Raw genomic sequence first — 23,869 nt, forward strand, 5'->3', positions numbered from 1 at the left:
TCGTAACTTTCCCAGGCTGTCTCGTTGCCTCCTTCGTGAAATCGACCCCGTCGCACGAGCGCGTCTGCCTGCTCACCGGCGGCGGGTACCCGTACCGGCGGGACGCGCTGAGCGGGTGGTGCCGGACCCTCGTCGAGGGCCTGCGTCGCATCCGCTTCGACCTGCTGACCGTCACGGACCGCGAACCGCCGTCCGCACCCGCGTACCCGCTGCCGCTCAACGTCGGCTCGGCCTCGGCCGTGCAGATCGGCCGCGAGCCCGCCCGCGAGCGCCGCCGCGGCGACAACAACGAGACCGGCCGGGGCGCGGCCCACCTGCTCTGCCGCGGCCTGCTCGAGGAGGGCCGGTTCGCCGCCGGGCTGCGCGGCCTCGCCGAGCTCGCCACCGAACGGCCGGACCCGCTGGGCGGGGTGCCGCTCGCCGACCTGCTGATGGACGCCTGGCGCGCCCGGGCCGACTCGCCGGACGACCCGCCGCTCCCCCGGCTCGGCCACCGCGATGCGCGGACGGCCGCCACGCTGCTCAAACACGCGCTGGGCGCGCTGGTCGTGCCGCTGCCGGAGACCGATCTCATCCACTGCGTCGGCGGGACGACGCCGCTGCTGGCCGCGCTCGCCGGCCGGTGGCGCGCGGGGGTGCCGCTGCTGCTCACCGAGGCCCGGGCACCGGTCGCCCGGCACCGGCCGTCTGAGGAACGGCTGTCGCCGTCGGTGCGCGCCGTGCTGCGCCGGTTCCGGGCCGCGGTCGCCCGCACCGGGTATGCCGAGGCGGGCCTGATCGCGCCGCTGAGCGCGTACCACCACGGCCACGCGCTGCGGCACGGCGCGGCGGCGACCCGGCTCGTGCAGGTCCCGGCCGGGGTGGATCCGTCGGAGTATCCGGGCGCCGCCGAGCTGAACACCGACCCGGCCGTGGTCTGGGCCGGCAGCGGCGGGCCGGACAGCGGGCTCGCCCCGCTGCTGGCCGCGTTCGAGCAGGTCGCCGCGGCCCAGCCGGGGACCGTGCTGCACCTGGTCGGGGTCACGCCGGCGCACGAGGACTTCTGCGCCGAGCAGATCGAGCGCACCGGGCTGGGCCGGGCCGTGCGGCTGCACCCGCTGCCGGCCGACCCGCGCGACCGGTACACGGCCGGGCACGTCGTGGCGCACGTCCCGGGACCGGCCGACCCGCCGTACCGGCTGATCGAGGCGATGATGTCGGGCCGCGCGGTGGTCGGGGTCGACGTCGGGCCGGCCGCCGAGACACTGGGCGACGCGGGCGTGCTGGTGCAGCCGGACTACCCGGCCGAGCTGGCCATCGCGATCGCCGGACTGCTGCGCGCGCCGGGCCGCCGCCGCCAGCTGGGCGACGCGGCCCGGCGGCGGGCGCTGCTGCACTTCACCACCGACCGGGTGGTGCGGGTGTACGGCGCGCTCTACACCGACCTGGCGGCGGCGCCACCGGCGCCGTCCTTCGAGCTCGCCCTCGCCGTGCCGGCGCCTCGTTCCGAGCGGCCGGCCACCGTGCGCTGGCTGAGTCCCGCCGATGGTGCTGCCACCGACGCCGCGCCCGGCGGCCCGATGCCCGGCGGTGACGACGACGCCCTCGCCGCCATGCCGCCCCCGGGCCACATCGCCGATCCCGCGCCGATCGCCCTCGACGTCTTCCCGCCGCGCCCGGGCCGGCTCTGCCGGGCCGAGGAGCCCGAGGAGCCCGAGGAACCCGGCGAACACGGCGAGCCCGGCGAACCGCAGGGCGCGCTGGCCGGCGCGTCCCCGGCCTGGCCTCTGTCCCGGAAGGGTGGTGACGAGCTGTGACGATCACTCCACGGCGGCCGGTCCGTACCCGTACGCGTCAACGGACCGCCGGCCCCGGGCGGCATGCTCCGGCCGTACACGTCAATCGGCCTCGACACGCCGCCGAGCCGCCGCTTGCCCTCCCGGAGATCGCACCGCCCGCTCCGATTTCGAGCGCCCGCCGGGGCGCGAGGCGGGCGCCGGCCCGTCGTGCCTACCTCGTCGCCGCGCTTGTCCGCTGCGCGCTCTACCTCGGACCGCTCAGCGTCGCCATCGCCGCAGGTGGATCGCTCGGGCAGGTCGCCTGGCCCGTCCCGCTGGTGACGCTGCTGCTCGGCTGGACCGCCGCCCAGGCCCTGACCTGCGCGGGTGTCACGGTCGCCCAGCGTGCGGGCGCCTCCGCGGCGTGCCGGCTCGTCGCCGCGGGCTTCGGCGCGGTGGCCGGGCTCTGGTGCGCCCTGGTGTGGATCGCGCCCAGCGCGCTGCTCGGGCCCCACCGCGGACTGGCCCTGGTCGTCGGGCTCGGCGGGCTGGCCACGCTCGCGACCGTCACCGCGGCGCTGGTCACCCGGGCCGAGGTCGCGGTCGTGCTCTGGTGTCTGCCCTGCTGGCTGCTCGCCGTCGCCACCCTGGCCGGCCCGCCGGTCCCGTGGCTGCCGGTCGGCACGCTGCTGCCGGCGGCGATCGTGGTGGCGCTGATCCGCGGGTTCCGCGCGGCCATGCTGCCGGGGACCCGCCGGCCCTGCCGGCTCACCCGGCCCGAGCTGCGGCGCGCGGCCGGCTACCTGGTCATCGGCGCCGCCCAGGCGATCAGCGTCGGGCTGATCTGGCGGGCCGGGCCGTCCGGGTCCACCGCGCCGTTCTGGCTGCCGCTGCTGCTCGCGGTGCCGATCCTGGAGGCGCTGATCGGGTGGAACACCGAGGCCGGGCACGACCCGGAGAGCCGGCGCGGGGTCACCGCGGTCACCCTCGCGGGGCTTCTGCCACCGCTGGCCATCGGATGCGCGCTGGCCGTGGCCGCCTACCACATCGACGCCCGGGCGGAGTTGCTCGCGCCGGCCGGGGGAATGCTGCTCGGCGGCGTCTTCGCCATCACCTACCTGCTCGCCGCCCGCGGACGCACCGGCCTCGCCGCCGGCATGGCGGTCGCGCCACCGCTCGCCACCGTTGCCCTGAAGATCCTTCCGTTACCGGCCGCCGGCCCCCTGCCGGACGCCGTCGGCGCGCTCGCCGTCACCCACGTGGCCGGCCTGCTCGCCGTCGCCCTGACCGCCCGCGACCACCGGAGAGCATCGTGAAGACCCTCTTTCCCCCGTACGCGCACCCGTCGGCCGACCTGGCCCTGGACGCCGAGACCTGGATCATCCGGGACCTGCCCGGGGAGCGCCGCACCCTGCACCAGTCGCTGGGCCGCATCGACCTCGACTGGGGCAGCCGCTCACTGGCCGACGTGCTCGCCGACGTGGACGCCTGGCGGGCGGACGGCGTCGAGGGGCTGTTCCTCGACCGGGCGCCGGCCGGGTCGGGCGGGGTCGGGCCGGTCGCGCTGACCGTCCGGCTCGCCGCCCGGCGCGGCCTGCACCGGGTCGTGCTCAACCCGGGAGTGCCGACCCACCCGCTCTACCGCGATCTGGGCGTGCGGATCTGCACGTTCGAGGGGCCGTGGTCGGCGTACCAGAGCTGGGACGGCGAGGGGGTACGGCCGGGCGACGGGCACATCGTGCATGGGGTGCCGCCGGCGCTGCTCACCGCCGCCCGCCGGTTGATGGGCCGACGGGGTGCCGGTTTCGGGCTGGCCACCGACGCCAGCCCGTACGTCAGCGCGTACGCGGCCGGGGCTGGCACCGGGGACAACTGAACGAGGAGCGGTTCATGAACTGCTCGCGCCGGATCGGGGTGCCGCAGCGGTGGCAGGGCTCGCCCTCCCGGCCGTACGCGTTGAGCGACCGGTCGAAGTAGCCGCTCTCGCCGTTCACGTTCACATAGAGCTCGTCGAAGCTCGTGCCGCCGGCCACGATGGCCTCGCCGAGCACGTCCCGCACGTGGGCGAGCAGCCGCCGCGCGGCCGGCCGGGTCAGCTGGTCGGTCGGGCGGGCCCCGTGCAGCTGGGCTCGCCACAGCGCCTCGTCGGCGTAGATGTTGCCCACCCCGCTGATCAGCGTCTGGTCGAGCAGCGCCCGCTTGACCTCGGTGTGCTTGCCGCGCAGCCGTGCCACGAACGCCTCGTCGTCGAACAGCGGGTCCATCGGGTCGCGGGCGATGTGCGAGATCTCGTCCGGCAGCTCGGCGCCACCCTCGGAGACCGACAGCCCGCCGAACGTCCGCTGGTCGACGAAGCGCAGCTGCGTCCCGCCGTCGGTGAACGTGAACCTGATCCGCAGGTGCTTCTCGTCCTCGGCGCCGGCCGGCTGCATGAGCAACTGGCCGCTCATCCCGAGATGGCCGATGATCGCGTCGCCCGAGTCCAGCGGCAGCCAGAGGTATTTGCCGCGCCGGGACACGTCCAGGATGGTTCGCCCTTGCAGCATGGCGATGAAATGCCCGTCGCCGGGCAGATGCCGGCGGATCGAGCGCGGGTGATGCACCTCGACGGTCGCGATGGTCCGGCCGGCCACCCATTTGGCCAGGCCCTGACGGACGGTCTCGACCTCGGGCAGTTCGGGCACTTGGTCTCCCTGATCGACTACAGCGTGTACGGCCAGACGGCGACCAGGTAGGCGCCGTACCAGAGACCGAACGCCGCCCACGCGACGATCGACAGCACCGCCACCCGGGGACGGGCACGGGCCGCCGCGACGGCCGCCGGAAGCAGCGTCAACAGTACGGGCAGCAGCAGGCGCGGCTTCGAGTGGTAGAAGCCGGCCTGGCCGTACACCAGCACCATGGCCACGATCCCGTAAACCGCGAGCGGCAGCCAGGGCTTCCCGGCCAGCGCCACCCCGGCCGCGGCCAGCGCCACCAGCAGGATCAGCGCCACGCTCACCGGGATCCAGCCGTCGCCCGAGCTGAGCGTCTCGCGCAGGAACGTCCACGTGCTCCGGCCGAAGTCGAACGACGTGCCCCAGCCCGCCGTCTGGATGCGGAACCAGGCGCTCGGATCGCCGACCCGGGTCGCCACCCAGAGCAGGAAGAGCGGCACGCCGGCCAGGGCCAGGGCGGCGGCGCCGAGCGGCTGCCACGCCTGACGACGGGACTCGCGGACCGCCATGATCGCGGCGACGGCCAAGGCGAGCGCGGCGGCGGCGCCGGTCGGGCGGGTGAGCGCGGCGCCGAGGCCGAGCAGCCCGGCGGCCCACCAGACCTTGCGGTGCGCCGCCACGAACATGCCGGCCACCAGGGCGAGGAAGAGCGCTTCCGAGTACGCCATCGACAGCACCACCGAGACGGGCGCGCTGCAACAGATCGCGACCAGCGCCCAGCCGGCCCGCCGGTGGTACAAGGTGGTGCCGAGCAGGTGCAGGGCGATCGCGGCGCCGATCGAGGCGATCCAGCTGACCCCGATGGCGGCCGTCTCCGGGCTGAGGCCGAGCGCCGAGACACCGCGGATCAGCATCGGGTAGAGCGGGAAGAACGCGAGCTCGTTGCCCTCGAGGTGGCCGCTCGCGTCGTACGTGTAGCCGTGCGGATACCCGTTGACGGCGACCCGCAGGAACCAGCCCCCGTCCCACACCAGCAGCCGGCCGCGCAGGCTCTCGCCGTCGTGCGCGGCGTTGCCCAGCCAGACCAGCATGATCAGCTGGCCGATCCGGGTCAGCGCGAAGATCGCGACGGCGGTGAGCACCCCGCGCCAGGCGCCGGCCAGGTCCCACAGGCCCGGTCGCGGCTCGACCCGGGGGTTCTCGGGTCTCTCGTCCACGGCGACGCTCACTGCTGTTCGGGCTTCTCGTCCCCGGTCGCTTCCTGGCCACGCTCGTTCAGCGTGCGCCAGGCGGCCGCGGCGGCCCGCTGCTCGGCCTGCTTCTTGCTGCGCCCCTCGGAGCCGCCGTACCGCTCGCCGGCCACCACCACCCAGGCCGTGAAGGTCTTGGCGTGGTCCGGGCCGGAGTCCTCGATCACGTAGTCGGGCACCCCCAGCCCGAGCGCCGCGGTGAGCTCCTGGAGGCTGGTCTTCCAGTCGAGGGCCGCGCCGCGTCCGGCCGACTCGGCCATCAGCGGGTCGAACAGCCGGTGGATCACCTCGCCGGCCACGTCCAGGCCGTGCTCGAGGTAGATCGCGCCGAGCAGCGCCTCGAGCGTGTCGGCGAGGATGCTCGCCTTGTCGCGGCCGCCGGTGGTCTCCTCGCCCTTGCCGAGCAGCAGGTGCGGGCCGAGGCCGTTGGGGCCCAGGCCGCGGGCCACATCGGCGAGCGCGTGCATGTTGACCACGCTGGCCCGCAGCTTGGCCAGCTGGCCCTCGGGCAGGTCGGGGTGGTTGTGGTAAAGCGCCGACGTGATCACCACGCCGAGCACCGAGTCGCCCAGGAACTCCAGGCGCTCGTTGGTGGGCAGGCCGCCGTTCTCGTACGCGTAAGAGCGGTGAGTGAGGGCGCGCTCGAGCAGGGGCGGCTCGAAGGGGACGCCGAACGCCTCCTCGAGCGGGAGGGTCGACGGCCGGCGACGCTTGTCACTCATGGGTCACCTCGTTGTGCGGGATCAGGTCGGCCATCGCCGCGACGGCGGCGCGGCGGTGCATCCGGGCGGCGAATGCGATGCCGTCGGCCAGGTCGCCGCCGGACGCGGCGCCGTGACAGACAACGATGGTGCCGGCGACGCCGAGAAGCATGGCGACGCGGGGAGGTACGGAGGCGGGGTCGCCGCCGGGCGGGCCGAGCGTGGCGTACGCGGTCTCCAGGCCCTTGAGCAGGACGTTTCCGGTGAAACCGTCGGTCACGACGACATCGGCCGGCGCACCGGACACCACGTCGTTGCCCTCGATCAGCCCGGCGTAGCGGGCGCCGGCCGGCAGGTCGGCCTCGGCCAGCCGCAGCGGGAGGGCGCGGCGCAGCCGGTCGCCCTTGCCCCGCTCGGTGCCGATGGTGAGCAGGCCCACCCTGGGATTGGCCACCGCGTTCACGACGGCTGCGTAGGCGGCGCCCAGGCGGGCGTGCATGACGAGGGTGTCCTGGTCGGGATCGACGGCCGAGCCGACGTCGAGCAGCACGAGCCGGCCGGCCACGGTGGGCAGCACGGCGGCGAGCGGCGGGCGGCGGACCCCGGGCCAGCGACCGACGCTGCGGGCGGCCGCGACGACCAGCGCGGCGGTGTTGCCGGCCGAGACGACGGCGTCGGCCAGGCCGTCGGCGACCGAGCGCAGGGCGGCCCGGGCCACGTCGTCGGGGTGAAGCTCGACGGCCGGCATCGGCAACATGCCCACGCGGTCGCGCTGGGCCGGATCGACGGCAGCAAGAATCGCGTCGGCAGCATCGTACGGGCCGACGAGAAGCAGGTGGAGGGACGGATCGTCCTGGAAGGCGCGCAGAGCGCCGTCAACCACGACGGCGGGAGCGTGGTCCCCGCCGAGGAGGTCGACGGCGATCCGCGCGGTCACCGGCTCCGCTGAGGGAGCCGGCGTACCGGTGGCTCGCCGTTGCCCAGGTGCGACCCGCCCGACAATGGGGCGCGTCACTCCGCGAGGCTCAGACCTCGAGGACCTGGCGGCCGTTGTAAGTGCCGCAGACCGAGCAAGCCGTGTGGGCCAGCTTCGGCGACTTGCACTGCGGGCACGCCTGGGTCGCGACCGCGGTCGCCTTCCAGTTCGCCCGGCGGGACCGGGTGTTGCTGCGCGACATCTTGCGCTTGGGGACGGCCACGGTTACTCCTCGTTCAACTTTTCCGGGATTTGCGGCGACGCCGCCCTGGAAGGCTCAGTTAGGTTGCGCAAAGCGGCCCAGCGGGGATCGACTTCCTCGTGGCTGTGATCGGCCGGAAGGTCATCGAAATGCACCCCGCACTCGGGGCACAGGCCGGGGCAGTCCGGCCGGCAGAGCGGGGTGACCGGCAGTGTGAGCACCACCGCGTCCCGAACCGCCGGCTCCAGGTCGATCAGGTCGCCCCGCATGCGGCCGACCTCGTCCTCGTCTGTCGTCTCCTCGGTGGTGCTGTCCGCGTACGCGAAAAGCTCCGCCAGATGGACGTCGAAGGACTGCTTGATCTCGTTGAGGCAGCGCCCGCACTCGCCGGAGAGCGAGCCACGGACCTGGCCCGAGATGTAGACCCCCTCGGAGACCGACGTGAGCACGAGATCGAGCTCGACGTCCGACCCTTGGGGGACCGAGATCAGCTCCAGGCCGAGGTCTGCCGGCGCCGGGATCACCCGTTTCAGGGCACGCGTCGCACCAGGCTGCCGGGGAAGCTTCGTCGTGTCGACGACCAGCGGCTGCCTGGGATCCAGGTGACTCTGCGGTGACTTGGGCATCATGAACTCTCAGCCTTGGGTAGGCCGACGGAAAAGGTTACCTGAGCAGGGCCCGTAGCGTCGAATCCGGGGTGGTTAGAACGGCAGCGGGCGCTCGGAGTCCTCGCCCTGGAAGGTGCCGATCTCCCGAAGGGCGTGCATCTTGTCGCGGCCACGCTCTATCGAGGCTAGCGCGCGCGTCAGGAACTGCTCGAAGTTGGCCAGCGCGGTGTCGACGTAGTCGTCGACCTCTTCCCGCAGCCGCTGGGCCTCGGTGCGGGCTTCGGCGATGATCCGGGCGCCCTCGTGCTCGGCCGAGACGGTGATCTCGTTCACCGAGACGAGCCGGGCGTGTTCCGTCTCACCCTCGCTGATGATCCGGTCGGCCTCGCGGCGGCCGGCCTCGATGATCCGGTCGCGCTCGTCGAGGACGGCGGCGGCCTTGCGGATCTCGGACGGCAACGAGGAGCGCAACGCGTCGAGCATGTCGATCATCTCGGCCCGCTCGTACATGAAGTTCTGCCGCGACATCGGGACGGAGCGCGCGTCCTGGACGCGTTCGATGATCTCGTCGATGCTGTCGAGCGCATCCATCGGTGCAAACTCCCGTCATTCCCTACCCACGCAGCGTGGTGCGATCACGTTACTGCGTCCATGCCGTCCCGGTTTATGGCGCGCCGAGAGGTTCAGTTCTGCTTGAGACGTGTGATCAACCGCTCGCCGACGAAGTCCGGGACGTACGCCGATGCGTCGCCACCCCACTTGACCACGTCTTTGACAAGACTGGACGACAGGAAGGAGTAGAGCGGATTCGTCGGCATGAACAGCGTCTCCACGCCGGACAACCCGATGTTCATCTGCGCCATCTGCAACTCGTAGTCGAAGTCACTGACCGCGCGTAAACCCTTGATGACGACGGCCGCGCCCTGTGACCGGCAGAAGTCCACCAGCAGGCCGTGGAACGAGGCGACCCGGACGTTGTCGTAGCCGGCGGTCGCCTCGCGGAGCATCTCGAGACGCTCCTCGATGGTGAACAGGCCGGACTTCGACTGGTTGATCAGCACGCCGATGATCACTTCGTCGAACAGCCGGCTGGCCCGCCCGACGATGTCGAGGTGGCCGTTGGTGACCGGGTCGAAGGAACCGGGACACACCGCTCGTCTCATGATCGGCGACCGTACCAAAGAGTAGTCTCGCCGTAACGTCGGCTGCGGTCCGCAGTGATGCCGTCCACCCAGCTCAACGGATCACCCCGGCTCGATCGTTCGATCGCGACCACGGCGTCCGGCGCGAGCCAGCCTTCCGCCAGCATCGCCTCCTGGATCTCGGCGATCTCGTCGTCGCCCACCGCGTACGGCGGATCGGCGAAGACCACGTCGTACGGACCGCCGTCCGGCGCGCCGGCGAGGACCTGCGTGACCTTGCCGGTGATCAGCCGCGCCGCCGAGCCGACGCGGAGCGCCACGATGTTGTCGCGGATCGTGCGCGCCGCGCGAGCGTCCGATTCGACCAGAAGCGCGTGATTCGCGCCGCGTGAGAGAGCCTCCAGACCAACCGCCCCAGAACCGGCATACAGGTCGGCGAACCGCGCTCCAGACAGGTCGGTCATGGAGCCCAAGGCACTGAAGACCGCCTCACGAACACGGTCCGAAGTGGGCCGGGTCAGCGCGCCGGCCGGTGCGGACAGCCGTCGTCCGCCGTGGGCGCCGGCAATGATCCTGGTCATGCGGCCTCACCCGGGTCATCGAGTAGCACGAGTCGAAGCTACCCAAACACTCACTGACCGCAATCAGGGAGTGAACAATTCCCCTTCGACCGGGCACGCTCGGCGATCTTCCAGCGCCGCTCGGTAGATGGAAGATCACGGATCTATATCAACAGCCTTAGCCGTCCCTGAGGGATTCCCCAGATCCATCTAAGTCGCTAGGGTCGAGCCCCGTTGCACGTGGTTACGGCTGCGTGTCGACGACGTGGGGAGGCGTCGTCGACGGCCCCTCGCCCCCGTTCCGGCGTCGGCCCGCCGCTTCCTCGCCGCACCTGAACCCCAACACAGGAGTAGGCGTGAACCTGTTCACCACCAAGCGTCGTCGTGGCGCCACCGTCCTCGGCGGAGCGATCCTCGGCCTCGGCCTGGTCGCCTCGCTGGCGACCCCCGCGCTCGCCTGCGACACCAAGGTCAAGGCCGACAGCAAGTGCGGCACGGACGGCGGCTGGACCGCCTCGTTCAAGGTCGCCAACGACTTCAACCCGGACGCGACGGTCAGCTCCGTGAAGGTCGACGGCGTCGAGGCCCAGGGCGGCGTCGGCGAGATCGTCGTCGGCACGACCGCCAAGGCCAACTACGGAAACTGGCTCACCGGCACCCTGGACGAGAAGGCGTCGACCGACACCGTCAAGCTGACCGTCGAGCTCACCTGGGAGCGCAAGGGCAAGCATGGCCGGACCACGGTCGTGACCGACTCCAGCGACGCCACGGCGAACAAGCCGGAGACCGAGTGCACGACGACGCCGACCACGGCTCCCACCACGACGCCGACCACGGCCCCGACGACGGCGCCCACCACGGCTCCGACGACCGAGCCGACCACGGTGCCCACCACCGCGACGCCGACGACCGAGCCGAGCACGCCGGACGTGCCGCTGCCGACCCCGTCGGAGTCGACCGAGCCGGTGCTGCCGGACGAGATCTTCGCGGTGGACTGTGACTCGATGACGATCGGCCTGGACAACACCAAGGGCGAGATCGAGTACAAGCTGCACTTCACGCCGAGCAGCGGCGCGGCGAAGGACCTCGACATCAAGGCCGGCGAGAAGAAGTCGGTCACCTTCGACGCCGAGGAAGGCTTCACCGTCAAGCTCTCCATCGTCGCCGTGTTCAAGGGCGTCACCAGCGAGCCCGAGACCGCCACGATCCCCTACGAGACCCCCGCTGACTGCGGTGGCGAGGGTGGCGGCGGCAGCCTGCCGGTGACCGGTGCGGCCGCCGGTGGCATCGCGGGTGGCGCGGCTGTCCTGCTCGCCGTCGGCGCCGGCCTGTTCTTCATGGCCCGCCGTCGCAAGGTTCGCTTCACCGCCTGATAGCCAGGCACACCGAACAACAGCAACACCGAGGGGGTGCGCCGGCCATGCCGGCGTACCCCTTCTCCTCTTTCCTCTTGTTCCCCCCTCCCCGCAGATGGATGGAGATCCGCTCTTGAAGAAACCGCTCCTCCGCGCCGCGAACGTCCTCGCGGCCGCCGTGCTCGGCCTGGTGGGCGCCGCCGCGATCGCCGGCCCCGCCAGCGCGCACACCGCCGCCGTCACCGGCGACACCGAGTGCGTGAACGGCAAGAACCAGATCACCTGGACGATCACCAACGACTACAACGACACCACCGGCGCCACTGTCCAGAACCTCAAGCTGCCGGCCGGTGAGGCCCCGGCCAAGGTCGGCGACGTGCAGGCGAAGCTCCAGGACGGCACGGTGCTGCTGGCCGGTACCCCGGAGAACCCGTCCCAGGTCAAGTACACCCAGATCGTGGACCAGGCCGAGAAGGTCACCCTGTCGTTCGAGGCCCACTGGGCCGACGGCCACGTCGACGGCGACAACTCGGCGACGGTCACCCTGAAGACCGACTGCGCCCCGCCCGCGCCCGAGTGCGTCGAGGCCAAGGACGCGACGTTCAACCACACCTTCGCGGTGGACAAGGACGGCGCCACCACGGTCATCAACCTCGACAACGACGTGAAGCTCTGCGAGGGCGTCGAGGTGCCGGTCACCTCGGTTTCGTACTACGCGCCCAAGCCGCATTTCGACGTGCCGCAGTATCTGTTCGACAAGGACAGCGGCTCGATCTCGAACACCGAGCGCACGCTCACGCTGCACGTCGACATCCCGCCGTGCTACACGCAGGTCGACACGTTCTTCGGCACCGAGAAGGACATCATTCCGTCCATCACGGCGAACGGGCCGCGCTACGGCGACGCGAAGCTCGGCGCGAGTGGCCTGCCCGGCAAGCTGTCGAAGGGTCCGCAGGCCTGGTACAACGGCGGCGACAAGTCGTGTGTCACCCCGGCCAGCACCTCGGTCCCGTCCTGCGACGGCACCCAGGCGATCAACCTGTCGAACAACGGCAAGTACGAGCAGACCTTCACGGTCAAGTACGGCGACCAGGTCAAGACCGTCGCCGTCGGCGCCGGCAAGGGTGAGACCGTGACCGTCCCGGCCGGGGCCGGCACCGTCACCGTCAGCGCCGAGGGCATGGAGGACCAGACCTACACCTGGACCGCCCCCAAGGACTGCGCGCTCCCGACGGCCGGCCTCGTGAACACCTGCGCGGACGTCACGGTCACCGTGAGCAACCCGGAGGGTGTCATCCCGGCGGTCGCCACCGTCAGCTACGGCGATGAGACCAAGAAGCTGACCGTAGCGGCCGGCTCCTCGGAGAAGGCGACCTTCACCGCCGGATCGGCGACCTACGCGACGATCAAGATCGCTGGTATCGACAAGGAGATCAAGGCGGCGCTGAAGAAGCTGACCTGCACCACCCCGACCGCCAACGGTGGCGGCGGCGGCGAGGGTGGCCCGACCCTGCCGATCACCGGCGCCGCGGGCGGCACCATCGCCGGCATCGCGGCCCTGCTGCTGATCGCCGGTGGCGTGCTCTTCCTCGTGTCCCGCCGTCGCAAGGTGAAGTTCACCGCCTGACGGCCGGCCTGATCAAGGAGGGCGCGTCGACCACCCGGTCGGCGCGCCCTCTTTACGTCGGCGGCGAGAACGAGCCGTCCTCGTTCGGCTCGTACTCGCGGGCGGCGACGACCGCCGCGGTCGGCAGGGCCGCGTAAAGATGCGGGAAGAGCAGGCCGTCGGGGTGCGGAGGGTCGCCCTCCTCCCACGTCAGCGGGGTCGGCAGGCGATCTTCGGCGATCTCCAGCAGGAGCATGTCGGTGCGGCCGCGGAAGAGGGCCGTCGCCGGCATGTGCACCTGCTTCTCGGTCGAGCAGTGAATGTAGCCCTGGGTCGCCAGCGTGTCACCCTCGTAGACGCCCGAGGCGAGCGCGGCCGCCCAGACGTCGCGTGGGCAGATGTGCAGGATCATCCCTTCTCCAAGTACTCGGCGCGTTCCTCGTCGACCAGGGCGGCCACCGAGGCGGCCAGCGCGGGGTGGCGGGACAGGTCGGGGTCGTCGCCGATCAGGCCGGTGGCCTCGTGGCGCGCATCGGTGATCAGCTTGGCGTCGTGCAGCAGGGAGAGCAGCCGCAGATGGGAGTGGCGGCCGGACTGCGAGGCGCCCAGCACGTCGCCCTCGCGGCGCTGCTCGAGGTCGATCTCGGAGAGCCGGAAACCGTCGGTGGTCGACGCCACCGCGTCGAGGCGCTCGCGGGCCGCCGTGCCCTCGACCGCATCGGTGACCAGGAGGCAGATGCCGGCGGCCGAGCCCCGGCCCACCCGGCCGCGCAGCTGGTGGAGCTGAGAGACGCCGAACCGGTCGGCGTCCATGATGACCATGACGGTCGCGTTCGGGACGTCGACGCCGACCTCGATCACCGTGGTGGCGACCAGGACGTCGAGATCGCCCGCCGCGTACGAGCGCATCACCGCGTCTTTCTCGTCGGAGGGCAGCTTGCCGTGCAGCACCCCGATCCGCAGGCCGTGCAGCGGACCCTCGGCCAGGATCGGGGCGACCTCGGTGACTGCCAGTGGTGGGCGCCGCGCAAGATCGTTGTCGCTCGGGGGCTCCTCGTCCTCGTCGCCCGTCCCGGTTCCGATGCGCGGGCAGACGACGTACGCCTGGTGGCCCGCTCGGACCTCCTCGCGCAACCTCTTCCACGCCCGGTCGAGGAAGGCCGGCTTCTCGGGCGGCACCACGTGTGACGCGATCGGCGACCGGCCCCGCGGCAGCTGCGACAGAGTGGACGTTTCGAGATCGCCGTAGACCGTCATCGCGACCGTGCGCGGGATCGGCGTCGCCGTCATCACCAGCACGTGCGGTGGGCGGGCGGCCTTGGCGCGCAACGCGTCCCGCTGCTCGACGCCGAACCGGTGCTGCTCGTCGACGACCACCAGCCCGAGGTCTTTGAAGTCGACGCCCTCGTAGAGCAGGGCGTGCGTGCCGATGACGATGCCGGCCGTGCCGTCGGCGACCTTGCCCAGCGCCGCCCGCCGGGCCGCCGCGCCGAGCGAGCCGGTGACCAGGGTGAGCTGGGTGCCGCCCGGGTCGCCGTCGAGCTCGCCGGCGCGGCCGAGCGCGCCCAGCTGGGCGCTGATGCCGCGGTAATGCTGGACGGCGAGCACCTCGGTGGGCGCGAGCAGGGCGGCCTGGCCGCCCGCGTCGACGACCTGGAGCATCGCGCGCACCGACACCAGCGTCTTGCCCGAGCCGACCTCGCCCTGGAGCAGCCGGTGCATCGGGTGCGGCTGGGCCAGGTCGGCCGCGATCTCGGCGCCGACGTGGCGCTGGCCTTCGGTCAACTCGTACGGAAGGCTCGCGTCGAACTTCTCGAGAATGCCGCCGTCGGCCCGGGGCCGGGCCGTGCCCGGGGCCGCGGCGGCGCGCGCCCGCCGCTGCACGAGCGTGAGCTGGACGGCGAACGCCTCGTCCCACTTCAGCCGGTACTTCGCCGAGAACAGCGCCTCCTTGGAGGTGGGGCGGTGGATCTCGCGCAGGGCCGTGCCGATGCCGGCCAGGTTGCGATGGGCCCGCACGGTCGCCGGCAGCGGGTCGGCCGGCGGCTCGAAGGTGTCGAGGAGCGTGCGGACGCACTTGGCGATCACCCACGTCGGCACGGCCTGTGCGGCCGGGTAGACCGGGATCAGGGCGCCGGCGAACTCCTCGATCTCCTCGGCGGCCTCGTCCTCGGTCGCGTCGGCGCGCAGCAATTGGTACGCCGGTGCGTTGAGCTGTCGCTTGCCGCGGAAGTCGGTGATCTTGCCGGCGAACAGGCCCCACACGCCGCGGCGCAGCTCGCGCTCCCGCCAGGCCTGGTTGAAGAACGTGCAGGTGAGCGTGGCCCCCGAGCCGTCGCCGATGGTGACCTCGAGCATGTTGCCCTTGCGGGCCCGCATCGGCTTCACGTTCACCGACTGGACCTGGGCCAGCAGCGTGACCTGCTCGCCGATCAGCAGCTCGCGCATGTCGGTGTGCTCGCCGCGCTCGTCGTACCGCCGGGGGAAGTGATAGATCAGGTCGCCGGCGGTGTGCAGGTCGAGATGGGTGGCGAGGGCCTTGGCGGTGCGGTCGCCGAGCACCGTGCGCAGCGGGGTGTCGGTGGTCGTCATTCCACTCCAACCAGCAGGTGGTAACGGGGCTGGCCGCCCGCGTAGCAGGCGAGCTCGACGAACGGCCAGGCATGCGTGACGTGATCGCGGAGCGTGCCTTCCAGCACGGCCGGGGCGTCGGCGCCGAGCACGAGCGTGGCGAGCTCGCCGCCGCCGCCGAGCATGCGGTCGAGCAGGCGGCGGCTCACGTCTTCGAGGTCGGCGCCGATGACGTGGACCTCGCCGTCGACGAGGCCGAGCAGGTCGCCGGCGCGGCACGGGCCGGCCACGGTGAGGGAGTCGCGCTGAGCGGTGCAGACCTCGCCGTAGCGGCAGGCGCCGGCGGCCTCGGCCATCGCGATGACGTCGTCGGCGAACGGCCGGGCCTGGTCGCGGACCGCGAGGGCGGCGAGCGCCTGCACGGGCGAGCGGGTCGGCACCACGCTGACCCGTACGCCCGCGGCCTCGGCCTCGCGGGCGGCGCCGGTGGCGACGGTGTGCGTGTTCGCGTCGTTGGGCAGCAGGACCACGCTGCCGGCGGCGGAGGCGGTGATCGCGTCGAGCATCTCGCGGATCGACGGGTTGCGCCCGACGACCGTGGCCCCTTCGGCCTCGAAAAGCGCGGTGAGCCCGTCGCCGGCCGCGACAACGACCGCCGCCCGCAGCTGCGACGGCGCGGGAGTCGCCTCGACCACGTGCGGCCGCCCCGGCTCGAGCGGCGTGACGCTGATGCGGCGCGGACGGCCGGCGGCGACCCCCGCCTCCACGGCCGGCCCGATCGCCTCGGCGCTCACGTGGACGTGCACATTCCAGACCCCGTCGCCCGACCCGACCACGACCAGCGAGTCACCGAGCCGCTCCAACGCCTGCCGGAGGCCGCCGACATCGGCGGCGTCGAGGAGATATTGGACCTCGTAGCCGAGATGTTCGGAATGCCCGGGGTGTGGAGCGGCAACCTGGCCCGCCGCGGGGAGGGGCACCTCACCGGACGTGGTCAGGGCGTCGACCAGCGCGTCGAGCAGGAGGACCAGCCCTCGCCCACCGGCGTCGACGACGCCGGCCCGGGCGAGGACCGGAAGCTGCTCAGGGGTGCGGGCCAGAGCCTCGGACGCCGCCCGCGCCGCGGCCCGGGCCACCGCGACCAGGTCGTCGGACTTGATGCGCCCGGCGCCCTCGGCGGCCGCCGCCACGACCGACAGCACCGTGCCCTCGACCGGGCGGGCAACCGCCGCGTACGCCGCCTCGGAGGCCGAGCGCAGCGCCCGCGCCAGCTCGCCCCCGCGCACCGCGACCGTGGTCGCGAGGCTGTCGGCCATGCCGCGCAGGATCTGCGAGACGATCACGCCGGAGTTGCCGCGGGCGCCGAGCAGGGCGCCGCGGGCCATGCGGCGCAGGGCGCTGCCGTGGGCCGGCGCGTCGAGCACCTCGCCGTTCAGGGTGGCCGCCTCGTCGAGGGCCTGCTGGGCGGAGGTGAGCGTGAGCACGAGGTTGGTGCCGGTGTCGCCGTCGGGGACGGGATAGACGTTCAGCTCGTCGATCTCGTGCTGGTGGGCGCGGAGCGCGGCCAGCCCACCACCGCACCAGCGGCGCACAGCAGCGGCATCCAGGGTCTCCAGCACGCGAAAATCGTACTAACGCACCCTGACATTGTCGGGAGACCGCGCGCTGACCGGGGCGATTGGCTGTTCCACCCGGCCATCGGGTAACCTTTCCGGGTTGCCTCGGCGATGACCGCTGGGCTGCTTCCAAGTTTTCGCTTCACACCCAGGAGTTACCCGTGGCTAGCGTGTGCGACGTCTGTGGCAAGGGACCGGGCTTCGGCCACAACGTGTCCCACTCGCACCGGCGGACCAACCGCCGCTGGAACCCGAACATCCAGTCGGTGCGCACCCCGGCCGGTGGCGGCACGACCAAGAAGCTCAAGGTCTGCACCTCGTGCATCAAGGCCGGCAAGGTCGTCCGCGCCTGACCTGAGCTCCATCACACACTTCAGCCGCCGGGCCGCGAGGCCCGGCGGCTACTTGTGTCCTCAGAGAGCCTTCGCGAAGGACAGCACGTCCGCGTGCTCCTTGTAGTACCCGAAGTCCTCGATGCGGACGTATCCGGCCGACTGGTACAGGGCGATCGCCTCGGGCTGCCGGTCGCCGGTCTCCAGGATCAACCGGTGGAACCCGGCCTCCCGCGCCGACTCCTCGACGGTCGCCAGCATCCGCCGGGCCAGCCCTCTTCCCCGGGCGGCCTTGGCGGTGAACATCCGCTTGAGCTCGGCGTCGTCACCGTGCCGGCGCCAGCCCGCACACCCCACCAGTCGCTCGCCGTCGTCGGCCACGAAGAACGCCCCGTCCGGCGGCGTGAAATCGTCGTCCCCGATGGGCGTGTCGTCGCCGCTGCCGCCGTACCGCTCGGACAGCTCGTCGAGCACCTCGACCAGCAGCGCCTTCACCACCGGGTCGCCGAACTCCGCCATCCTGATTTTGATCTCTGGAACTCCAAGCACGGCGACGACGGTACGTCGTCAGCGGAAATGATCCCAGCCCGCGGGCCCGCTCCAGGCCTTCCGGTCGACGGTGATCCCGGTCCCGTCGTGCACCGTCCCGATCTCGCGCCACCCTTCGGGCAGGGCGGCGCCGGGCGGGAAGGTCGCGGCGAGCGCGTGGTCCTCACCACCGGCGAGCAGCCACTGGTACGGGTCGACGCCGAGCGCCGACGCGGCGTCCCGCATCGGGGCGGGCACCTCGAACGCGTCGGTGCGCACGTCGATCCCCACGACGCTGGCCGCCGCGATGTGACCGAGATCCTGCAACAGCCCGTCGGAGACATCGATCATCGAGGTGGCGCCGTGTGATGCGGCCGACGGTCCCGCGGCGTACGGCACGGCGGGCCGCCGGTACGCCTCGACCAGCATCTTCGGCGTACGGAATCCCCGGGACAGAATCGTGTAGCCGGCCGCCGCGTGACCCGTACGCCCGGACAGCGCGAGGATGTCGCCCGGCTGAGCCCCCGACCGCACGACCGGCGGCCGGCCGCCGAGGTCGCCCAGCGCCGTGACCGCGATGGTGAGCGTCGGGCTCGACGACATGTCGCCGCCCACCACGCTCGCGCCGACCAGCGCCGCTTCCTCGGACAACCCGCCCGCGAGCTCCTCGGCCCAGGCCACGGCGAGATCGGGCGGCGCGCACAACGCCACCAGCAGCGCCGTCGGCGTCGCGCCCATCGCCGCGATGTCCGCGAGGTTGGCCGCGGCCGCACGATGCCCGACGTCGGCGGGGCTCGACCAGTCGCGGCGGAAGTGCCGCCCCTCGACCAGCACGTCCGTGGAGGCCACGACCCGGCCGTCGGGCGCGGCCACCACCGCGCCGTCGTCGCCCGGTCCGAGCAGCGCCGGAGACCCGGTCCCGAGCCTCGCGACGACCCGGGAGATGAGCCCGAACTCGCCGATCTCGGCAATACTCACCAGCGCAGCGCCCCTTTCCGCACAGCGGCTCCCAAGGTGGCGTCCCGCAGCCGAGTGGATTCTTACGGTAGTTTCACGTTCTGGTTACGGCTGGCAACGGATGGGAGCGGATCGTGGTCCAGGCATACATCCTGATCCAAACAGAGGTCGGAAAGGCTCATGACGTGGCCGTATCGATCGGAAAGATCCCCGGCGTGATCCGGGTCGACGCGGTCACCGGCCCGTACGACGTGGTCGTGCTGGCCGAGGCGCACACGGTCGACGACCTCGGCGGGCTCATTGTGAGCAAAGTCCAGAACGTCTCGGGCATCATGCGGACCCTCACCTGCTCCGTGGTAAACCTCTGAACCATGGTCGACGTGGAGACACCGCCTCAGACGCGAAAGCCGGACCGGACGACACGCAGCGCCGCCCTCTGGGCCGCCGCGATCGCCGTGCCGATCGCGATCCTGGCCGGGCTCCTGGTGTTCGCGAACCTGCCGTCGCCGGACGGCGACGCGGCGCCCGCACCGACGGCGACCACACCGGCCGCGGCGCCCTCCACCCCGGTGCGGATGGCGGCGCCCCGGCTCGACGCCCGCACCGCCCAGGTCTGTCTGGCCGTCACCTCGCAGCTGCCGACGACGCTGCGCGACCTGCCCGCGCGCAAGGTCAGCGCCGGCCCCGAGCAGAACGCCGCGTGGGGCGAGCCGCCGATCACCGTGGCCTGCGGCGTCACCCAGCCGACGATGTGCGAGCGGGTCGACGGCGGTCACCCCGGCTGCGTGCCGCTCGACGCGACCATGTACGCGATGAACGGCGTCTGCTGGTGGGGCCAGGACCTCCCGGCCACCGACGTGTTCACCACGATGGACCGTGAGGTCGCCGTGCAGGTGACGGTGCCGGGCAGCTACGAGCAGACCGCCCAGTGGGCGAACGAGTTCTCCGACCCCGTGGTCAAGACCGTCAAGTCGCGCGCAAAAGGCGTGCCGACGGGCTGCAGTCAGTGAAGGCCCGTTCCGCGCCGTAGCGCGGTCCGGATCAGCCGGTCGACCACCTTCGGGTATTCCAGCCCGGTGGCGGCCCACATCAGCGGGAACATCGATGTCGGCGTCATCCCCGGCATCGTGTTGATCTCGTTGAGGTAGATCTGGTGGTCGGCGGTCACGAAGAAGTCGACCCGGGCCAGCCCGGCGCAGTCGAGCGCGGTGAAGGTCCGCCGCGCGTACTCCTGGACCTGCGCGGTCACCGACGGCGGCAGGTCGGCCGGGATGTCGTAGCGCCCGCCGTCCAGGTACTTCGCCTCGAAGTCGTACCAGTCATGTGAATCGACGTGGATCTCGGCGAGCAGCGACGCCTCGGGCGCTCCCCCGGCCTCGCCCTCAAGCACGCCGCACTCGATCTCGCGGCCCACGATCGCGCCCTCGACAAGCACCTTGGGGTCGATCTGCCGGGCGGCGGCGATCGCCGCGTCGAGCTCGGCCCAGTCGGTCACCTTGGTGATGCCGTGCGACGAGCCGGCCCGCGACGGCTTCACGAAGACCGGCAGGCCCAGCCGCTCCTTGTCCTCCTCGGACAGCGAGGCTCCGGCCCGCAGCACCGCGTACGGCCCCACCGGGATGCCCTCGACGGTCGCGAGCTTCTTGGTGAACTCCTTGTCCATGGCCGCCGCCGAGGCGAAGACGTTGGCGCCCACGTACGGGATGCCGGCCATCTCGAGCATGCCCTGGATCGTGCCGTCCTCGCCGTAGGCGCCGTGCAGCACTGGGAAGACCACGTCGACGCCCGCCAGCGACGAGACGCCCTCGGCCGGGTCGCGCACGATGAGGTCGGTGGCGGTCGGGTCGGCGGCGAGCACGACCGCGTTGCCGCTGGCAGTGGTGATCTCGGGAAGCTTCCGGTCGTTGATCGCGAGGGTGGCCGGGTCGTCGCCGGCCAGCACCCAGGCGCCTTCCCGGGTGATGCCGACCGGGACCACCTCGTACTGGCCCGGGTCGAGGGCGCGCAGAATGCTCCCGGCGCTCACGCACGAGATGGCGTGTTCGGTGCTACGTCCACCGAACACGATCGCGACGCGGGTCTTCCGGGGAGTCGTCACTCTTCTTCGCGCCTCTCGCTAGCGGTCATGCCGGGGGGAACCCTACTCTGCGTTAGCCACTCACGGGTTCACCCGACCGCCGCCACGGGACAAGGAAACTGCGGGTTCATGACTGCATCACTCCACGTGATCTTCGGCATGGGGTCAGGCCGGCTCGCGACCATCGCGCACCCGCGCGGCGACGGCTGGGAGGCTGATCAGCTGAGCGCGCTGGCCGACGGCGGAGTCACCGTCCTGGTCTCCGCGCTGACCGCCCCCGAGCAGCAGCGGATGGGCTTCGAGAGCACGATCGCGGCGGCCGCCGGGCTGGGCGTGGAGCTCGTCGCGTTCCCTCTCGGCGAGGGCGGCGTGCAGCGCGAGGAGGCGGCCCAGGTGGTGCTTCTCGCCGGCCGGCTCGCCGCCCGCGTGCGCGCCGGCCAGTTCGTCGCGACGCAGTGTTTCGGCGGAATCGGCCGATCGACCCTGCTGGCCTGCCTGACGCTGGTGCTGCTCGGCATCGGCCCGAGCGAGGCCCTGCGCCGCGTCACGGGCGGCGAGGAGATGCCCGTGACGCGAGACTGGCTGCACGACTTCTCCCTGCAGCGAGCGGGCGGGCATTAGGCCGCCGCCCGGCGGATCGCCACGTCGCTGATCGCCCGGTGGAAGCCCCACGCCACCAGCCCGGTCGCCGCTAGCGACAACGCCAGCGCCGCCGGATAGGGCACCTTGTCGGTCAGCCCGCCGAACTCGTTGACCCCGAGCAGCCCGTCGGCGACCACGGCGGGCACTGCCCCGCCCAGCATCGCCAGCAACCCGATCCACACCCGGAACCGGTAGAACCCGGCCGCGATCGCCGCTCCCGACACCAGATAGGCCGCCGACACCGGCAGCACCGCCCCGAACTCCCGCACCGCCCCACCGGCGGTCAGCGTCGGGTAGTTCGCCGCCCGCGCCCCGAAGGCGTCGAGCAGCACGCTCTCCACCTCGTGTCCGAGCACCACGGCGACGGCCCAGCCCACCACCAGGACCAGCCCGAACACCGCCAGCCCGGCGAGGAACTCGTGCCGGGTGACGCCGTTGACCACGAACTGCCGCAGCTGCATGGCCACCAGGATGATGCCGATCACCAGCAGCCAGTACTTCGCGGCCGACCCGCCCAGCACCAGCCACATGCTGAAGTCGAGATCCTTCACGGTGGCCACCACGCTCACGATGGCCGCCTCGACCGCCACCAGGAGGACGGCGAACGGGATGATGATCGGCCGGTAGATGCGGAACAGGGCGCCGGTGACGCTCATCGAGTGGCCTCCAGCCGCTGCGCGGATGACGTGAGGTGGATGAAGAGGTCCTGGATGCCGACCGGGCCGAAGGTGAGCCCGGCGCTCTCGCCGCGGGCGACATCCTCCGGCGTGGGCTGCCAGTCGAGGGTGACGGCGCTGACCCCGCCGAGGCTCTGCTCGCCGAACACGGTGTGCCCGACCACGAACTCGCCGACCGCCATGGACGGGCCGGTCACGGTGACGCCGCGCCCGCGCAGTTCGTCGGTCTCCTCGTGCAACAGCAGGCGGCCGCGGTCGATGATGATCACCCGCTCGAAGAGGTCGGCGACCTCCTCGATGAGGTGCGTGGAGAGGATGATCGTGCGCGGGTGGGCGAGGTAGTCGTCGAGCAGCTCGCGGTAGAAGGCGGCCCGGGCCACCGCGTCCATGCCGAGATACGTCTCGTCCAGGATGGTCAGCGGCGCGCGGGAGGCCAGGCCGAGCACGACCCCGACCGCCGACTTCTGCCCGCGGGAGAGCGATGAGGCCCGCTTCCTCGGGTCGATCTCGAAGAGGTCGAGCAGCTTGGCCGCGTAATCGGCGTCCCAGGTGGGCCGCATCCAGCCGGCGAAGCCGATCAGCGCGCGCACCTTGTCGGACTCGTTGGTGTCGAGGGTGTCGCGGATGAAGCAGGTCTGCCGCATGACCGCGGGGTTCTCGAAGGCGTCGGCGCCGTCGACCCGGACCCTGCCCGCCGACGGGCGCCGGAACGACGCGAGCGCGCTGAGCAAGCTGGTCTTGCCGGAGCCGTTGCGCCCGAGCAGGCCGTAGATCTTGCCGGTGGGCAGGTCGAGATCGATGTTGTCGACGGCGACGGTCGAGCCGTACCGGACGGTGACGTCGCGCAGCTCGATCATCGCGCGCCCCCGAGGTGCCGGACGATCTCGTCGATCTCGATGCCGACCCGCTTGGCCTCGGCCAGCATCGGGTCGACGATCTCGGTGAAGAACCGCTCGCGTCGCTCCCGCCGGAGCTTCTCGCGTGCGTCCGGGCTGACGAACATGCCGATTCCCCGCTTCTTGTAGAGCACACCTTCCTCGACCAACTGGGCGAAGCCCTTGGCCGCGGTGGCGGGATTGATCCGGTAGAAGGCCGCGTACTGGTTGGTGGACATGACCTGTTCGTCCTCCTTGAGGGCGCCGCTCAGGACGTCGTTCTTGATCCCGTCGGCGATCTGCAGGTAGATCGGGCTCCGGTCGTCGAACACCGAGCCTCCCTAGTTCTGCGGTTCATTACTCATGTAACGAACCATAGAGCCCACCAAGCGGCCGGGCAAGATGCTGTCGGGGAGCCGTCAGGCCGCGAAGGTCTGCGGCAGCACGCCGTCGTCCCACAGACGATCGAGGTGCGCGAGGAAGCCCACCAGGCTGCGCTCCAGCTCACGCCGCTCGGCGGCGGACAGCGCGGCGAGGGGATCGGAGAAGACCAGCCCCTCCGGGTGCTTGGCCCGGGTGCCGACGAACTTTCGGCAGGCCGGGCACCAGACGTAGCTGACCAGCGTCGGGCGCCGGGCGTGCTCCGGCGCATTCACGTACGCCCGGAGCCGGCGCTCGCCGCAACCGGGGCAGTCCCGCTCCCCCGGCGCCACGAAGAAGCTCTCGCCCGTCGTCAGCGCCGCGACCTCGTCACCGGAGAAACTGCCCCAACTCATGCGA

At 72.0% G+C, this 23,869-nt stretch carries 28 protein-coding genes; 9 read left to right on the top strand and 19 right to left on the bottom strand.

The window, feature by feature from the left end; all coding sequences use genetic code 11:
• Nucleotides 1-35: 35 nt before the first annotated feature.
• From ACIA5D_RS01980 to ACIA5D_RS01990, 3 genes are read left to right on the top strand one after another with little or no spacing between them, the layout of a single operon-like run.
• Nucleotides 36-1,796 (top strand): DUF3492 domain-containing protein, encoded by a 1,761-nt coding sequence (locus ACIA5D_RS01980; RefSeq protein ID WP_396027942.1) that lies wholly within the window; start codon nucleotides 36-38, stop codon nucleotides 1,794-1,796.
• The gene (locus tag ACIA5D_RS01985) at nucleotides 1,793-3,073 is read left to right on the top strand and encodes a hypothetical protein (protein ID WP_396027943.1); all 1,281 of its coding nucleotides are present in this window, start codon (nucleotides 1,793-1,795) and stop codon (nucleotides 3,071-3,073) included. Before ACIA5D_RS01980 ends, ACIA5D_RS01985 begins: the two co-directional genes overlap by 4 nt.
• On the top strand, nucleotides 3,070-3,633 hold the full coding sequence (locus tag ACIA5D_RS01990) for a spherulation-specific family 4 protein (protein WP_396027944.1): 564 nt from the start codon (nucleotides 3,070-3,072) through the stop codon (nucleotides 3,631-3,633). Before ACIA5D_RS01985 ends, ACIA5D_RS01990 begins: the two co-directional genes overlap by 4 nt.
• Here the strand turns inward: ACIA5D_RS01990 and mutM are convergent.
• From mutM to rsmD, 9 genes are all read right to left on the bottom strand, one after another.
• On the bottom strand, nucleotides 3,593-4,441 hold the full coding sequence (mutM, locus tag ACIA5D_RS01995; protein ID WP_396027945.1) for a bifunctional DNA-formamidopyrimidine glycosylase/DNA-(apurinic or apyrimidinic site) lyase: 849 nt from the start codon (nucleotides 4,439-4,441) through the stop codon (nucleotides 3,593-3,595). The two genes, ACIA5D_RS01990 and mutM, sit on opposite strands and share 41 nt — an antisense overlap.
• Nucleotides 4,442-4,458: 17 nt before the next feature.
• Nucleotides 4,459-5,631 carry a mannosyltransferase family protein gene (locus ACIA5D_RS02000; protein WP_396027946.1) on the bottom strand — a complete coding sequence of 391 codons (1,173 nt, stop codon included), beginning with the start codon at nucleotides 5,629-5,631 and terminating at the stop codon, nucleotides 4,459-4,461.
• An 8-nt stretch (nucleotides 5,632-5,639) separates the two neighbouring features.
• The gene (rnc, locus tag ACIA5D_RS02005) at nucleotides 5,640-6,386 is read right to left on the bottom strand and encodes a ribonuclease III (protein ID WP_396027947.1); all 747 of its coding nucleotides are present in this window, start codon (nucleotides 6,384-6,386) and stop codon (nucleotides 5,640-5,642) included.
• Nucleotides 6,379-7,368 (bottom strand): phosphate acyltransferase PlsX, encoded by a 990-nt coding sequence (locus tag ACIA5D_RS02010; RefSeq protein WP_396028572.1) that lies wholly within the window; start codon nucleotides 7,366-7,368, stop codon nucleotides 6,379-6,381. The genes rnc and ACIA5D_RS02010 overlap by 8 nt, the downstream gene beginning before the upstream one ends.
• A 22-nt stretch (nucleotides 7,369-7,390) precedes the next feature.
• A complete protein-coding gene (rpmF, locus tag ACIA5D_RS02015; protein ID WP_396027948.1) occupies nucleotides 7,391-7,564 on the bottom strand; it encodes a 50S ribosomal protein L32 in 174 nt (57 codons plus the stop codon).
• Nucleotides 7,565-7,566: 2 nt separating this feature from the next.
• Nucleotides 7,567-8,169: a YceD family protein gene (locus ACIA5D_RS02020; protein ID WP_396028573.1), complete on the bottom strand. Its 603-nt coding sequence runs from the start codon at nucleotides 8,167-8,169 to the stop codon at nucleotides 7,567-7,569.
• Nucleotides 8,170-8,244: 75 nt separating this feature from the next.
• Nucleotides 8,245-8,742, bottom strand: coding sequence for a hypothetical protein (locus ACIA5D_RS02025; RefSeq protein WP_396027949.1), 498 nt, complete (start codon nucleotides 8,740-8,742; stop codon nucleotides 8,245-8,247).
• A 92-nt stretch (nucleotides 8,743-8,834) separates the two neighbouring features.
• Nucleotides 8,835-9,314: a pantetheine-phosphate adenylyltransferase gene (coaD, locus tag ACIA5D_RS02030; protein ID WP_396027950.1), complete on the bottom strand. Its 480-nt coding sequence runs from the start codon at nucleotides 9,312-9,314 to the stop codon at nucleotides 8,835-8,837.
• Nucleotides 9,311-9,874: a 16S rRNA (guanine(966)-N(2))-methyltransferase RsmD gene (rsmD, locus tag ACIA5D_RS02035; protein WP_396027951.1), complete on the bottom strand. Its 564-nt coding sequence runs from the start codon at nucleotides 9,872-9,874 to the stop codon at nucleotides 9,311-9,313. Before rsmD ends, coaD begins: the two co-directional genes overlap by 4 nt.
• 335 nt (nucleotides 9,875-10,209) lie before the next feature.
• Here rsmD and ACIA5D_RS02040 point away from each other — a divergent pair, with 335 nt between their 5' ends.
• Together ACIA5D_RS02040 and ACIA5D_RS02045 are read left to right on the top strand one after the other, a co-directional pair.
• The gene (locus ACIA5D_RS02040) at nucleotides 10,210-11,226 is read left to right on the top strand and encodes a hypothetical protein (protein WP_396027952.1); all 1,017 of its coding nucleotides are present in this window, start codon (nucleotides 10,210-10,212) and stop codon (nucleotides 11,224-11,226) included.
• A 115-nt stretch (nucleotides 11,227-11,341) separates the two neighbouring features.
• A complete protein-coding gene (locus ACIA5D_RS02045; RefSeq protein WP_396027953.1) occupies nucleotides 11,342-12,835 on the top strand; it encodes an LPXTG cell wall anchor domain-containing protein in 1,494 nt (497 codons plus the stop codon).
• A gap of 52 nt (nucleotides 12,836-12,887) precedes the next feature.
• Here the strand turns inward: ACIA5D_RS02045 and ACIA5D_RS02050 are convergent, their stop codons facing one another.
• From ACIA5D_RS02050 to ACIA5D_RS02060, 3 genes are read right to left on the bottom strand one after another with little or no spacing between them, the layout of a single operon-like run.
• A complete protein-coding gene (locus tag ACIA5D_RS02050) occupies nucleotides 12,888-13,226 on the bottom strand; it encodes a DUF952 domain-containing protein (RefSeq protein ID WP_396027954.1) in 339 nt (112 codons plus the stop codon).
• Nucleotides 13,223-15,406: an ATP-dependent DNA helicase RecG gene (recG, locus tag ACIA5D_RS02055; protein ID WP_396027955.1), complete on the bottom strand. Its 2,184-nt coding sequence runs from the start codon at nucleotides 15,404-15,406 to the stop codon at nucleotides 13,223-13,225. The genes ACIA5D_RS02050 and recG overlap by 4 nt, the downstream gene beginning before the upstream one ends.
• Nucleotides 15,403-17,004 (bottom strand): DAK2 domain-containing protein, encoded by a 1,602-nt coding sequence (locus ACIA5D_RS02060; protein ID WP_396027956.1) that lies wholly within the window; start codon nucleotides 17,002-17,004, stop codon nucleotides 15,403-15,405. Before ACIA5D_RS02060 ends, recG begins: the two co-directional genes overlap by 4 nt.
• A 158-nt stretch (nucleotides 17,005-17,162) precedes the next feature.
• Between ACIA5D_RS02060 and rpmB the strand changes: the two genes are divergently transcribed.
• A complete protein-coding gene (gene rpmB, locus ACIA5D_RS02065) occupies nucleotides 17,163-17,354 on the top strand; it encodes a 50S ribosomal protein L28 (RefSeq protein WP_026207002.1) in 192 nt (63 codons plus the stop codon).
• 60 nt (nucleotides 17,355-17,414) lie between these two features.
• Here the strand turns inward: rpmB and ACIA5D_RS02070 are convergent, their stop codons facing one another.
• Nucleotides 17,415-17,852 (bottom strand): GNAT family N-acetyltransferase, encoded by a 438-nt coding sequence (locus ACIA5D_RS02070; RefSeq protein ID WP_396028574.1) that lies wholly within the window; start codon nucleotides 17,850-17,852, stop codon nucleotides 17,415-17,417.
• 48 nt (nucleotides 17,853-17,900) lie between these two features.
• Nucleotides 17,901-18,839 (bottom strand): thiamine-phosphate kinase, encoded by a 939-nt coding sequence (locus tag ACIA5D_RS02075; RefSeq protein WP_396027957.1) that lies wholly within the window; start codon nucleotides 18,837-18,839, stop codon nucleotides 17,901-17,903.
• 113 nt (nucleotides 18,840-18,952) lie between these two features.
• Here ACIA5D_RS02075 and ACIA5D_RS02080 point away from each other — a divergent pair, with 113 nt between their 5' ends.
• Together ACIA5D_RS02080 and ACIA5D_RS02085 are read left to right on the top strand one after the other, a co-directional pair.
• Nucleotides 18,953-19,186, top strand: coding sequence for an Lrp/AsnC ligand binding domain-containing protein (locus ACIA5D_RS02080; RefSeq protein ID WP_378967841.1), 234 nt, complete (start codon nucleotides 18,953-18,955; stop codon nucleotides 19,184-19,186).
• 3 nt (nucleotides 19,187-19,189) lie between these two features.
• Nucleotides 19,190-19,828 (top strand): DUF3515 family protein, encoded by a 639-nt coding sequence (locus ACIA5D_RS02085; RefSeq protein ID WP_396027958.1) that lies wholly within the window; start codon nucleotides 19,190-19,192, stop codon nucleotides 19,826-19,828.
• On the opposite strand, the gene ACIA5D_RS02090 is transcribed toward ACIA5D_RS02085, so the two are convergent.
• A complete protein-coding gene (locus ACIA5D_RS02090; RefSeq protein ID WP_396027959.1) occupies nucleotides 19,822-20,916 on the bottom strand; it encodes a D-alanine--D-alanine ligase family protein in 1,095 nt (364 codons plus the stop codon). The genes ACIA5D_RS02085 and ACIA5D_RS02090 overlap by 7 nt on opposite strands.
• Before the next feature lie 108 nt (nucleotides 20,917-21,024).
• Here ACIA5D_RS02090 and ACIA5D_RS02095 point away from each other — a divergent pair, with 108 nt between their 5' ends.
• Complete coding sequence (locus ACIA5D_RS02095; RefSeq protein WP_396027960.1) at nucleotides 21,025-21,516, top strand: hypothetical protein; 492 nt, start codon at nucleotides 21,025-21,027, stop codon at nucleotides 21,514-21,516.
• Here the strand turns inward: ACIA5D_RS02095 and ACIA5D_RS02100 are convergent.
• The 4 genes from ACIA5D_RS02100 to ACIA5D_RS02115 form a co-directional block, all read right to left on the bottom strand.
• Nucleotides 21,513-22,193 (bottom strand): hypothetical protein, encoded by a 681-nt coding sequence (locus tag ACIA5D_RS02100; RefSeq protein WP_396027961.1) that lies wholly within the window; start codon nucleotides 22,191-22,193, stop codon nucleotides 21,513-21,515. The two genes, ACIA5D_RS02095 and ACIA5D_RS02100, sit on opposite strands and share 4 nt — an antisense overlap.
• Nucleotides 22,190-23,071: an ABC transporter ATP-binding protein gene (locus ACIA5D_RS02105; protein WP_396027962.1), complete on the bottom strand. Its 882-nt coding sequence runs from the start codon at nucleotides 23,069-23,071 to the stop codon at nucleotides 22,190-22,192. The genes ACIA5D_RS02100 and ACIA5D_RS02105 overlap by 4 nt, the downstream gene beginning before the upstream one ends.
• Nucleotides 23,068-23,421, bottom strand: a complete 354-nt coding sequence (locus ACIA5D_RS02110; RefSeq protein WP_396027963.1) for a GntR family transcriptional regulator — start codon at nucleotides 23,419-23,421, stop codon at nucleotides 23,068-23,070. Before ACIA5D_RS02110 ends, ACIA5D_RS02105 begins: the two co-directional genes overlap by 4 nt.
• A gap of 87 nt (nucleotides 23,422-23,508) precedes the next feature.
• A complete protein-coding gene (locus ACIA5D_RS02115) occupies nucleotides 23,509-23,865 on the bottom strand; it encodes a hypothetical protein (protein WP_396027964.1) in 357 nt (118 codons plus the stop codon).
• Nucleotides 23,866-23,869: the final 4 nt, after the last annotated feature.

Source organism: Actinoplanes sp. NPDC051513 (assembly GCF_044454685.1).
Taxonomy (GTDB): domain Bacteria; phylum Actinomycetota; class Actinomycetes; order Mycobacteriales; family Micromonosporaceae; genus Actinoplanes.